11 protein-coding genes are annotated in these 12,036 nt (G+C 69.7%); 3 read left to right on the top strand and 8 right to left on the bottom strand.

The features are described 5' to 3' along the window. Positions 1-2: 2 nt before the first annotated feature. The 3 genes from CMO28_RS26730 to CMO28_RS26720 form a co-directional block, all read right to left on the bottom strand. Entirely contained in the window at positions 3-713 is a 711-nt protein-coding gene (locus CMO28_RS26730) for an ArsR/SmtB family transcription factor (RefSeq protein ID WP_296719671.1), read from the bottom strand. 79 nt (positions 714-792) lie between these two features. Continuing rightward, the gene (locus CMO28_RS26725) at positions 793-1,542 is read right to left on the bottom strand and encodes a sulfite exporter TauE/SafE family protein (RefSeq protein WP_296719666.1); all 750 of its coding nucleotides are present in this window, start codon (positions 1,540-1,542) and stop codon (positions 793-795) included. Then, positions 1,532-1,864 carry an antibiotic biosynthesis monooxygenase family protein gene (locus CMO28_RS26720; RefSeq protein WP_296719663.1) on the bottom strand — a complete coding sequence of 111 codons (333 nt, stop codon included), beginning with the start codon at positions 1,862-1,864 and terminating at the stop codon, positions 1,532-1,534. Before CMO28_RS26720 ends, CMO28_RS26725 begins: the two co-directional genes overlap by 11 nt. Positions 1,865-2,033: 169 nt before the next feature. On the opposite strand from CMO28_RS26720, the gene CMO28_RS26715 reads away from it, so the two are divergent. Next, positions 2,034-2,465, top strand: coding sequence for an OsmC family protein (locus CMO28_RS26715; protein ID WP_062766808.1), 432 nt, complete (start codon positions 2,034-2,036; stop codon positions 2,463-2,465). A 27-nt stretch (positions 2,466-2,492) separates the two neighbouring features. Here CMO28_RS26715 and CMO28_RS26710 read toward each other — a convergent pair whose 3' ends face one another. Then, the gene (locus CMO28_RS26710) at positions 2,493-3,119 is read right to left on the bottom strand and encodes a TetR/AcrR family transcriptional regulator (protein WP_296719657.1); all 627 of its coding nucleotides are present in this window, start codon (positions 3,117-3,119) and stop codon (positions 2,493-2,495) included. Positions 3,120-3,296: 177 nt separating this feature from the next. Here CMO28_RS26710 and CMO28_RS26705 point away from each other — a divergent pair, with 177 nt between their 5' ends. Both CMO28_RS26705 and CMO28_RS26700 read left to right on the top strand, forming a co-directional pair. Continuing rightward, positions 3,297-4,199, top strand: a complete 903-nt coding sequence (locus CMO28_RS26705) for a crotonase/enoyl-CoA hydratase family protein (RefSeq protein WP_296719655.1) — start codon at positions 3,297-3,299, stop codon at positions 4,197-4,199. A gap of 67 nt (positions 4,200-4,266) precedes the next feature. Further along, on the top strand, positions 4,267-6,027 hold the full coding sequence (locus CMO28_RS26700) for an AMP-binding protein (protein ID WP_296719651.1): 1,761 nt from the start codon (positions 4,267-4,269) through the stop codon (positions 6,025-6,027). A gap of 19 nt (positions 6,028-6,046) precedes the next feature. Here CMO28_RS26700 and metE read toward each other — a convergent pair whose 3' ends face one another. From metE to CMO28_RS26680, 4 genes are read right to left on the bottom strand one after another with little or no spacing between them, the layout of a single operon-like run. Beyond that, entirely contained in the window at positions 6,047-8,356 is a 2,310-nt protein-coding gene (metE, locus tag CMO28_RS26695) for a 5-methyltetrahydropteroyltriglutamate--homocysteine S-methyltransferase (protein WP_296719647.1), read from the bottom strand. Position 8,357: 1 nt separating this feature from the next. Next, on the bottom strand, positions 8,358-9,275 hold the full coding sequence (gene prpB / locus CMO28_RS26690; protein WP_296719644.1) for a methylisocitrate lyase: 918 nt from the start codon (positions 9,273-9,275) through the stop codon (positions 8,358-8,360). Positions 9,276-9,292: 17 nt separating this feature from the next. Beyond that, complete coding sequence (gene prpC / locus CMO28_RS26685) at positions 9,293-10,474, bottom strand: 2-methylcitrate synthase (RefSeq protein ID WP_296719641.1); 1,182 nt, start codon at positions 10,472-10,474, stop codon at positions 9,293-9,295. A gap of 22 nt (positions 10,475-10,496) precedes the next feature. After that, the gene (locus tag CMO28_RS26680) at positions 10,497-12,023 is read right to left on the bottom strand and encodes an MmgE/PrpD family protein (RefSeq protein ID WP_323755128.1); all 1,527 of its coding nucleotides are present in this window, start codon (positions 12,021-12,023) and stop codon (positions 10,497-10,499) included. Positions 12,024-12,036 lie beyond the last annotated feature (13 nt).

Raw genomic sequence — 12,036 nt, 5'->3', positions numbered from 1 at the left:
CCTCAGGGCACCAGCATGGCATCGTCGACCCCGAACACCCGATTGAAGGCGATCCGTCCGGGTGGGGTGACGATCAGGGTCCGGCTGGTTTCGGCCCGCCGCACCCAGCCCTGGTCCAGCGCATGGGTGAACAGGGCAGCCCCCAGCCGGCCGGCCAGATGGTGGCGGCGCTCGCTCCAGTCCAGGCAGGTGCGGCAGAGCGGCCGGCTGCCCCGGCCGACATCGATCGCGATGCCGTGATCGTGGAAGAAATCACGGCCGCGGGCGGTGACGGCACCCGATCCGTCGGCGACCGCAACCAGCCCGCCGGCTTCCAGCGCCGCGGCCAGGCCGACCCCCAGCCTGCCGGCCATGTGGTCATAGCAGCTGCGGGCGGCGCGCAGCGCCAGATCGCGCGGACCGACCGGCCGATGGCGCACCGGGCCGGTGGCGGCGACGGTCATCAGAGCCTCGATCACCTCGGCGACGGCGGGGGAAGCGAGGCGGACATAGCGGTGCCGGCCCTGGCGTTCACCGGTGATCAGCCCGGCATCGGCCAGCTTCGCCAGATGGCCGCTGGTGGTCTGGGGGGTGACGCCGGCATGGGCGGCAAGCTCACCCGCGGTCAGTGCCCGGCCGTCCATCAGGGCGGTCAGGATATTGGCGCGGGCGACGTCGCCGATGACGGCGGCGATTTCGGCGACCAGCTGTCCGGAGGCGATGTTCGGCGTCATCGGTGATGGCTCCTGTCTGTCCGCCGTCATAGAGCGTGATGATGCGCAGGCGCAGGCGGGATGCCAAGACCCATGACGTTCAACCGCCCCCCGCCAGCAGGCGCAGCCCCAGCAGGATCAGGGCACCGAAAAACACCCGGCGGAAATGACGTTCGGGCAGGCGGCGGCGCAGCCGGGCGCCCAGTGCCATGCCCGCCACCGCCGGGATCACCGCCAGGGCCGAGGCGAGACCGAGTTCGGGGGTGAGCAGCGACCGCCCGCCGAGGGCAAGGCCGAGTGCCGCGGTCGACACCGCGAACAGCAGGCCCATGGCCTGGACCAGGGCGTTGCGATCCAGCCCCAGCGCCTGCAGCCAGGCGACACCCGGCACCACGAAGGATCCGGTGAGCCCGGTGAGCAGGCCGTTCACCGCACCGATCACGGGTGAGATCCAGGGTTCGGCCCGGGGCGGGGCGCGGAAAGAGAGGCCGGCGAGACCGGCGGCGCCATAGATCATCACCACCGCCCCGAGCAGCCGGGCGAGCCGGTCCGGATCGGTTTCAGCCAGGATCGCCACACCCATCCAGATGCAGGGGATCGAGACCAGCAGCAGCGACCAGAGCCGGCGGAGCAGCGGTTTCAGGTGGCCGCCGGTCAGCGCCTGCTGAAGATTGGTCACGAAAGACGGCACCAGCAGAAGGGCCATGGCCTCGGGCAGGCCGGTGATCCCGGCCAGCACCGCCAGCGAGACGGTGGGCATGCCGAAGCCGACCACGCCCTTGACGGTGCCGGCAAGCAGGAAGGCGCCGGCGACGGCGAGTATCAGGGCGGGATCGGTTTCAGAGAGCATCGGCCGGGGCCTCCGCGCGCTGCGTGAGACCATAATCGCGCAGCGTGGTCGCGACCCTCAGGCGATAATCGGCGAAGACGCCGGAACGGCCGACCGCCTGGGCCATGCGATGGGCGCCGTCGCGCCGCCAGGCATCGACCGCGGCCATGTCGCGCCAGGCGGAGAGCGACAGCAGATGGCCGGGGCGGGCGAGGTTCTCGAAGCGCTCGACCGACACGAAGCCGTCGACCTCGCCGAGGCGCGGGCTGAGCATGGTGGCATGTTCGAGATAGGTCTGGCGGCCGATCTCGGTCGGAACGGCTTCGAAGACGACGAGGATCATGGGATGACCAGGCTCCTGAGGAGGATGTAGCCCGCAGATCCTAGCCCGTCGATATGCCCCGATGTTTCGGCCCCGGCCGAAATGAGGCTGGAACCAGGGTGAGCATGGAACCATGGGCCTGGCATGCCGGTTCAATCGTTTCAACGGACTCTGACGGAAGGTCATCGAGATGAAGATCGTGCGACGTGGATCTGCCGCCTGGTCGGGCGGCATCAAGGACGGCAAGGGATCGGTTTCCACCGAAAGCGGGGCGCTCAACGCCTATCCCTATGGCTTCGCGGCCCGGTTCGAGGATCAGGCCGGAACCAATCCGGAAGAATTGCTGGCGGCGACCCATGCCGGCTGCTTCACCATGGCCTTGTCGCTGATCCTGGGCGAGGCGGGGCTGACCGCCGACGAGATGAAGACCGAGGCGAAGGTGACCCTGGAAAAGGTCGCCGACGGTTTCGAGATCACCGCGGTTCATCTCTCGCTCACCGCCAAGGTGCCGGGCGCCGATCAGGCGAAGTTCGAGGAACTGGCCGCCAAGGCCAAGGCCGGCTGCCCGGTCTCGAAAGTGCTGAAGGCCAAGATCACGCTGGATGCGACGCTCGCCGCCTGAGGCTCGATCGTCTTCAGGCTTCAGGTTTCAGCCTTCGGGCGGCGGGGCGGAGAGCAGCGTCTCCGCCGCCCAGATCCAGCGGTCGATCAGCTCGCGCTCGGTCTCGGGCCGTCGCGAGATCTGGCGCGAGACCGCGAGGCCGCGCAGGACCTGGATGGTCATCTCCACCACCGCGGCATAATTCGGCCGGTCGGCGACCGGCGCGAACAGGGCCGAGACCACCCGTTCGCGATCGCTGCGGGCATCGCGTTCGGCGGCGCGGATCGCGGCCTGAAGATCGGGATCGGTGCGGGCGGCGGCCCAGAGTTCCAGCTCGGCCATGAAGGCGGGCTGGCTGCTCATCTCCACCAGGCTGCGGATCGCGCGTGCGACCGGGCTCGTGTCCGGTTCGTGATGTTCCAGCGCGCGCGAAACCGCGGCGTCGTTGCGCCGGACCAGCTCGCCGATCGTGGCCGAGAGCAGGGCGGCATGGCTTGGGAAATGATGCAGCAGCGCGCCGCGGCTGGCGCCGGCGCGGCGCTGGACTTCCAGCGTCGTGGTCCGCGCCACGCCGCGTTCGATCAGCGAGGTGACCGCCGCATCCAGCAGGCGCTGCCGGGTCTGGTCGCGCTGCTGGTCGCGGAGCGAGGGCCGGGCAGCGGAAGCATCGGTCATCTGGCGGCGTCTCCGGCAGCGTGTGAGCGAGGTGGGGGATTGCAAGCACGCCCGGCGGCGGATTGCAACCCGCGACCATGGGTGGCGCTTCGACAGTCAGGATTGACTGTCTGTGGGGTCGAGTCATACAGTCAATATTGACTGTGAAGCCTGAACCCCCCTCGACCGGAGCCCCCGATGCCCGATTTCGCCACCCTGCGGATCGACCAGGATCCCGCATCGCCCCGCATTGCGCGGCTGCTGCTGAACCGTCCCGAACGGCTGAACGCCATCACCGACCAGACCCCCCGCGACATCCGCGAGGCGGTCGCCTGGGCCGAGGCCAATGATCAGGTCCATGTGATCGTGGTCGAGGGCGCGGGGAAGGGCTTCTGCGGCGGCTATGACCTGGCCGATACGGCAGAACAGGTGGTGGAGCACCCCTGCCAGCAGGAAAGCTATCCCTGGGATCCGATGGTCGACTACGCGTACATGAAGCGGAACACCGAGGATTTCATGAGCCTCTGGCGCTGTTCCAAGCCGACCATCGCCAAGGTCCATGGCGCGGCGGTGGCCGGCGGCAGCGACATCGCGCTTTGCTGCGACCTGCTGGTGATGGCCGAGGATGCCCGCATCGGCTACATGCCGACCCGTGTCTGGGGTTGCCCGACCACGGCGATGTGGACTTACCGGCTGGGGCCGACCCGCGCCAAGCAGCTGATGTTCACCGGCGACGTGATCGACGGTCGCACCGCCGCCGCCTGGGGGCTGGCCAACGAGGTGGTGCCGGCGGCGGAGCTGGAGGCGGCGACCCGGAAGCTGGCGGAGCGGATTGCCGGTGTACCGCGCGGCCATCTGGCCATGCACAAGATGGTGGTCAATCAGGTGATGCTGACCATGGGTCTGGAACAGAGCCAGATGATGGCGACCGTGTTCGACGGCATCACCCGCCACAATCCGGAAGGGCTGTGGTTCCGCCGTTATGCCCAGGCCGAGGGCTTCAAGGCGGCCGTCCAGTGGCGCGACAGCGGCCGGCCGATCCCCGAGGGCGATGAAGCCCGTGCAGCCATCCACCAGATGGACAACCGGGCCAAGGGCTGAGCCCGTTCGGGCATCGATCCCGCAAAAACAAGACGACAAGAAAACAGAACGACAGGGAGAAACGGCCATGATGCCGGAGACCGATCGGCGGGGGGCGGCGCTGCTGGCCCGCCTGGACGCCACACCCACGCCGCTGGCGCTGCTGGACCGGGTCGCGGCGGCCCGGCCGGCGCATCCGGCGCTGGAATACCTGCCCGATGCCGCGGGCACGCCGGCGGGGGTGGTGTCCTATGACAAGCTGCTGGCGGATGTCCGCCGGGCGGCAGCCGCTCTGCGCCGGCTGGGGGTCGGGCCGGAGGACGGGGTGGCGATCCTGCTGCCCTTCGTGCCCCAGGCCGTGACGGCGGTGCTGGCGGCCGCCACCGTGGGCACCGCCTTTCCGGTCAACCTGCTGCTCTCGGCCGAGGCGATCGCTGCCCAGCTGCGGCTGGCCCGGGTGCGGGTGGTGGTGACCATGGGGCCGCATCCGGCGCTGGATGTGCGGGCGCGGGTGGCGGCGGCCGTGGCGGACGCGCCTGGTGTCGCCACGGTCGTGGAAGTACCGGTGGGGCCCGAGACGACCGATGCGCTCGGCTGGACCGCCTTCCTGGCGCTGGGCGAGGGCGCCGGGCCGGTATCGCCGGGGGATGCCGACCGGGTCGCCGCTTTCATCCATACCGGGGGTACCACCGGCGCGCCGAAACTGGCGCGGTTGTCTGCCCGCAATCTGGTGGCGGCAACCCTGATGGTCGCCGCCGGCAACGGCATGGGCCCCGCGGACCGGGTGCTGACCGGGCTGCCGCTGTTTCATGTCGGCGGGCTGGTCGATGTGCTGCTGGCGGCGCTGTCGGAAGGGGCGACGGTGATCTTCCCGACCGCGACCGCCCTGCGCAACCCGGCCGTGGTCGGCCGGTTCTGGGAGATCGTCGACGAGACCCGCACCAGCCTGATCGGCAGTGTCCCCACCATTCTGGCGGCGATCGTCGATGCGCCGCGCGGCAGCTCCACCCTCGCCACGCTTCGCGGCCTTCTGACCGGCGGCTCGCCGCTGGCGCCGGAACTGGCGAAGCGGGTGGAGGCGGTGAGCGGCCGGCCGGTCTCGCAGCTCTACGGCATGACCGAAACCGGCGGCATCGTCGCGGTGCAGCCGGTGGATGGCCGTTTTCACGATCATGCCGTCGGCCCGCCGGTGCCGCTGATGCAGGTGGCCGTGGCCCAGGGCGGCGAGATCCGCGTTGCCGGCCCCAATGTCTTTCAGGGCTATCTGACCGAGGCGGGTATCGAGGGGGTGCCGGCCGACGGCTGGTTCGCCTCGGGCGATCTGGGCGAGCTGCTGCCGTCGGGCGAATTGCGGATCACCGGCCGGGCCAAGGATGTGATCATCCGCAGCGGCCACAATATCGATCCGGTTCTGATCGAAGAGGTCGCCCATCGCCATCCGGCGGTTGCCCAGGCGGCGGCGGTGGCGATGCCCGATGATTATGCGGGCGAATTGCCGGTGCTCTATGTCATGCCCCGCGCGGGGGCGGATTGCCGGGCCGAAGATGTCGCGGCCTTCGTGGCCGCCGCGATCGCCGAACCGCCGGCCCGGCCGCGCCATGTCTTCGTGGTGCCGGATCTGCCGTTGACGCCGCTCGGCAAGATCGCCCGCTTCCGCCTGCGCCAGGACGCGACCCTGCACCGGGTGCGGGCGGCGCTCGCCGATATCGCCCTCGGGGCGGAGCTGCGCTGCACCGATCCTGCTGCCCGGCAGGTGGCGGTGGAGGTGCCGGGCGGCCTTGACGAGACGGGTCGTGCGGCCGTGTCCGGGGTGCTTGCGCGCCTTGGCCTCGGCCTGGCGGACGGGTGACGGCATCCCGGCGGATGCTTCAGGCCACCCGCCGCCGCATTTCCCGCGCGGCCCGGACCAGGGCCTGAAGGGCCGGCTTCACCTCGTCCCAGCGACGGGTCTTGAGGCCGCAATCCGGATTGACCCAGATCCGGTCGGCGGGCAGGCGTGCACAGGCCCGCTCCAGAAGGGCGACCATTTCCTCTTCCGACGGCAGGCGCGGGCTGTGGATGTCGTAGACGCCGGGGCCGATCTCGTTGGGATAGGCGAAGGTGGTGAAAGCGTCGAGCAGCTCCATTTTCGAGCGCGCGGTCTCGATCGAGATGACATCGGCATCCAGGGCCGCGATGGCGTCGATGATGTCGTTGAACTCGGAATAGCACATATGGGTGTGGATCTGGGTGGCATCGCCGACACCCGAAGCCGCAAGGCGGAAGCATTCGGTGGCGGCATCGAGCCAGGCCGGGCGATCCGCCCCCCGCAGGGGCAGTCCTTCACGGAAGGCCGGCTCGTCGATCTGGATCACCTCGATGCCGGCGGCTTCAAGGTCGGAGACTTCGTCGCGGAGCGCCAGTGCGATCTGGCGGCAGACCTCCATCCGCGGCAGGTCGTCGCGCACGAAGGACCATTGCAGCATGGTCACCGGCCCGGTCAGCATGCCCTTCATCGGCCGGTCGGTCAGGCTGCGGGCGAAGGCCGACCAGCGCAGCGTCATCGGCTGCGGCCGCGAGACGTCACCCCAGATGATCGGCGGGCGGACATAGCGCGAGCCATAGCTCTGTACCCAGCCATGATCGGTGAAGGCGAAGCCGGCGAGCTGTTCGCCGAAATACTGCACCATGTCGTTGCGCTCGAACTCGCCATGGACCAGCACGTCGAGGCCGGTTTCTTCCTGCCAGCGGATCGCTTCGGTGGTGCGGGCGGCGATCAGCGCGTCGTAATCAGCGTCGTCGAGCCGGCCGGCGGCATGGTCGGCGCGGGCCTTGCGGATTTCCGGCGTTTGCGGAAAGGAGCCGATGGTGGTGGTCGGGAAGGCCGGCAGGCCCAGCCGGTCGTGCTGCGCCCGCGCGCGGACCGGATAGGCGGTCTGCCGCCGGGCCATGGCGGGGGTGACGGCCGCAAGACGCGCCGCCACCGCAGGGTCGTGAATGCGGGCTGACGCGCGCCGGGTCGCCATGGCGGCCTCGGCCTCGGCCAGATCTTCTGCGACGGCGTCCCGGCCGTCACTCAGTGCGCGGGCCAGGATTCTGAGTTCGTCGAGTTTCTGAACGGCGAAGGCGAGCCAGGACCGCAGCTCCGGATCGAGCCGGGTCTCGCGGTCGAGATCGATCGGCACATGCAGCAGACTGCAGGACGGGGCAAGCTGGATGCCCTCGGGGCCCCGCGCATCGACGATCGGGGTCAGCCGGTCCAGCAGCCGCGAAAGATCGGCCCGCCAGACATTGCGACCATCGATCACCCCCAGCGACAGCCGGGTCTCGGGGGTGAGTTTCGGCAGGATCGGGCCCAGCTGATCGGGCGCGCGGACCAGATCCAGATGCAGCCCGTCGACCGGCAGCCGGCAGAGCGTGTCGGCCAGATGGTCGACGCCACCGTGATACGTGGTGAGCATGATCCCAAGCCCGGTTGCCGCCGCTGCAAAGGCTTCGGTGGCGGTCGCGACCGCCGCGGCGACCGCCGGGTTCTCGTCCAGAACCAGCACCGGTTCGTCGAGCTGGAGTTCCGTCGCCCCCGCCGCCGCGAGCAGGCGCAGGACATGGGTGTAGACCGGCAGCAGGCCCGGCAGCAGGCGCAGCCGGTCGAAGGTCTCGCCCGCGCATTTGGCCAGCATCAGGAAGCTGACCGGGCCGAGCAGCACCGGCCGGGTCCGGAAACCCAGGCCGCGCGCCTCGATATACGCGTCGACGACGCGGGTATCGCCCAGGAAGAAGCTCTGATCGGGCCGGAGTTCGGGGACGAGATAATGGTAGTTGGTGTCGAACCACTTGGTCATCTCCATGGCCGGCAGCCCGTCGGGCGTGCCGCGCGCCATGGCGAAATACGTGTCGAGACCGACCCGGCCGCCGGCATGGTCTCTACCCGGGCCGGCATAGACCGGGGGCACCGCGCCGACCATGACGGCGGTGTCGAGCACATGATCGTAGAGCGAGAAGTCGCCCGAGGGCAGGCAGGTGATGCCGGCGGCATGCTGGCGTGCCCAGGTGGCGGCCCGCAGGCTGCGGGCGGTGTCGAGCAGGTCATCGGTTGCGCTCTCTCCCCGCCAGCAGGCTTCCAGCGCCGTCTTGAGTTCGCGGCGCGGGCCGATACGGGGAAAGCCGAGCGAGGCGGTGCGGATCAGCGGGGCGGACATGTCAGGCGGCTCCGAGGACGGGGATGACGGTGGTCACGATCGACAGATCGAGCGCTTCGTAATCGTGATAGCCGAGGGTCTTGTAGAGCTGGGCGCGGGTCTGCATGCGCGGCAGCATGGCCGTGGTCGCATCGTCGCGGACCAGGGCGGCATAGAGTTCTTCCTGGGCGCGGGCGGCGACGCGGAGCGAGCTGACCGGCCAGATCACCATGCGATAGCCCATCTCCTCGAAGCGGGCGCCGGTGATCGCAGGCGTGCGGCCGAACTCGGTCATGTTGGCCAAAAGCGGCACGCCCGGCAGGCGGCGGGCGACTTCGGCGAACATGTCTTCCGAGGTCAGTGCCTCGGGGAAGATGGCGTCGGCCCCGGCCTCGACATAGGCGCGGGCGCGCTCGATCGTACCGTCGAGACCTTCGGATGCTGCGGCATCGGTCCGGGCGACGATCACCAGGTCGCGGCGGGCCCGGGCGGCGGCGGCGATCTTGGCGGCCATGTCGGGCAGCGAGGCCAGCTTCTTGTCGTTCAGATGGCCGCATTTCTTGGGCAGCAGCTGGTCTTCGATATGCACCGCCCCGGCGCCGGCCTCTTCGAAGCTGCGCACCATGTGCATGACGTTCAGCGCCTCGCCATAACCGGTATCACCGTCGACCAGCAGCGGCAGCCCCGCGGCGCGGGCGATCTGGCGGATGAAGAAGGCGACCTCGTCGACGGTGATGATGCCGAGATCGGGCAGGCCCATCGAGGCGGTCATCGCCGCCCCCGACAGATAGAGCGCATCGAAGCCCGCCGCCTTTGCCTGCAGGGCGGCAAGGCCGTTATGGGCACCCGGCAGGCGCAGGATGCCGGGCCGGGCCAGGAGGTTCCGGAAGCGCCTGCCCGCGGGTTCCGCGGGCAGGTGGTCGGCGATGAGATAGGGCATCGGAGGGGATCCTCGGGTCAGGCCGCACGCACCCGGCCGGCCGGGTCGCGCTGCCCGATCGGCAGGAAGGGGCGCGGCTCGGGGCCGACATAATTGGCCGAGGGGCGGATGATCTTGCCGTCCTGGCGCTGCTCGATCACATGGGCCGACCAGCCGGACGTTCGCGCGATCACGAAAAGCGGCGTGAACAGCAGGGTCGGGATGCCTGTCACGTGGTAGGCGACGGCGGTGTACCAGTCGAGATTGGCGAACATCGCGCGGGCATCGGCCATCACCGCCTCGATCCGCTCGGCGATGTGGTAGAGCCGCATGTCGCCGGTCTCTTCCATCAGCCGGCGGGCGACCTGTTTCGCCACCACATTGCGCGGATCGGCGATGGTGTAGACCGGATGGCCGAAGCCGATGATCACCTCTTTCGCCGCCACCCGCCGCCGGATATCGGCCTCGGCCTCGTCGGGCGTGGCATAGCGCAGCTGGATGTCGAGGGCGACCTCGTTGGCACCGCCATGCTTTGGCCCGCTCAGGGCGCCGATGCCGCCGGTGATCGCCGAATAGAGATCGGCGCCGGTGCCGGCAATGGTGCGGGCCGCGAAGGTCGAGGCGTTGAATTCGTGCTCGGCATAGAGATTGAGCGAGGTGTGCATCGCCCTGACATGCGAGGACGGGGCCGGCCGGCCGTGCAGCAGGTGCAGGAAATGGCCGCCGATGCTGTCGTCGTCGGTTTCGACCTCGATCCGCCGGCCGGCATGGGCGTAGTGGCGCCAGTAGAGCAGCATCGAGCCGAGCGAAGCGAGCAGCCGATCGGCGAGATCACGGGCGCCGGCGGGGTTGTGGTCGGCGGCCTCGGGCAGGGCGCAGCCCAGGGCCGAGACGCCCGAGCGGAGTACGTCCATGGGATGGGCGGCGGCGGGCAGGGCTTCCAGTGTCCGGCGCACGGCCTGGGGCAGGCCGCGCAGCCGCTTCAGCTTCTCGCGATAGAGCCGCAGCTGCGCCTCGGTCGGCAGGCTGCCGTGGATCAGCAGATGGGCAATCTCTTCGAAATCGCAGCGGTCGGCGATGTCGAGGATGTCGTAGCCGCGATAATGCAGATCGTTGCCGCTGCGGCCGACGGTGCAGAGCGCGGTGTTGCCGGCGGGCACGCCCGACAGGGCGACCGATTTTTTCGGGCGGGGGGTCTCGGAGGGTATCGTGGTGGTCATCTGCCTGAACTCCTTCTGAAGGTCAGCCGATCCGGTCGAAAATGCCGTGGAGTGCGCGCGCGCCCAGCCGGTCGGGCGAGACGCTGAAGCTCAGCCCGGCAAGATCGTCGGCGGAGAGATGCGGCAGGCGCTCGACGGTGGCGAGGAAGCGGTCCTGCTCCACCTGGTCGATCACGCCCTCGGCGAGGATGCGGAACTTGGCGACATAGTCGGGGCGGCGGAAGGGGCGGGCGCCGGCCGGATGGGCATCGGCCACCGCCAGCTCGTCCGTGATCTCGCGGCCGTCGTCGAGGGTGACGACCACCCGCCCGCCGAAAGCTTTCTCCGCCGGATCGGCGGCGTGATAGCGCCGGGTCCAGGCGGGATCCTCCACCGTCGAGATCTTGCGCCAGAGGGCGATGGTCGAGGGGCGGGCGGCGCGGTCGGGCGCATAGGAGCGCTGGTGGTGCCAGCCGCCGTCTTCCAGCGCCACCGCGAAGATGTACATGATCGAATGATCCAGCGTCTCGCGGCTGGCCCTGGGGTCGAACTTCTGCGGGTCGCCGCTGCCGGTACCGATCACGTTATGGGTGTGGTGGCTGGTGTGGATGACGATGCTCTTCACCCGGGCGGGATTGCCGATCGCGGGTGCCATGCGGCGGGCCAGATCGATCAGCGCCTGGGCCTGGTATTCGGCCGAATATTCCTTGGTCCAGGTTTCAAGGATCGCGCGCTTCGGTTCTCCGGGTGCGGGGAGCGGCACGTGGTAGACCGCGTCGAAGCCGCCGAGCATGCGGGCGATGACCCCGTCCTCGCCCTCGTAGACGGGCGCGGGCGCGCCCTCGCCGCGCATGGCGCGGTCCACCGCCTCGATCGCCATCTTGCCGGCGAAGGCCGGGGCATAGGCCTTCCAGCTGGAAATCTCGCCCTTGCGCGACTGGCGGGTGGTGGTGGTGACGTGCAGCGCCTGCTGCACCGCCTGGAGGATCACCTCTGCCGGCAGGCCCAGCGCCGCGCCGATGCCGGCGGCGGCCGAGGGGCCCAGATGGGCGATGTGGTCGATGCGGTGCTCGTGCAGGCAGATGCCCTTCACCAGATCGACCTGGATCTCGTAGGCGGCGGCAAGGCCGCGAAGCAGCCGGTCGCCGTTGAGCCCGCAATGCTGGGCGACTGCCAGCACCGGCGGGATGTTGTCGCCCGGATGGGAATAGTCGGCGGCGAGGAATGTGTCGTGGAAGTCGAGTTCACGCACCGCGACCCCGTTGGCCCAGGCCGCCCATTCGGGCGAAACCCGACGATGAGGTGACAGGCCGAAGACCGTGGCGCCGGGGGTGAAGGGGTGCGCGGCCGCCTGGGTGCGGGCGCTCACCACCGGCCGGCGGGCGAGGGCGGCGGCGGCGACCGCGGCATTGTCGATGATGCGGTTGCCGATCATCTCGGCCACTTCGGCACCGACCGGTACCGGGTCGGCGGCAACGGCCGCGATCTTCCAGGCGAGCTGATCCTCGCGGGGCAGATGGTCGGCGGAACGGTGGGCGCGAACCTCGTGCAGGATCACCAGGGGCCTCATTGCTCTTGCATCG

Source organism: Tistrella sp. (assembly GCF_002684955.1).
Taxonomy (GTDB): Bacteria; Pseudomonadota; Alphaproteobacteria; order Tistrellales; family Tistrellaceae; genus Tistrella; species Tistrella mobilis.
Note: the sequence above shows the minus strand (reverse complement) of the source record. Positions and strands in the feature narration are given on the sequence as shown.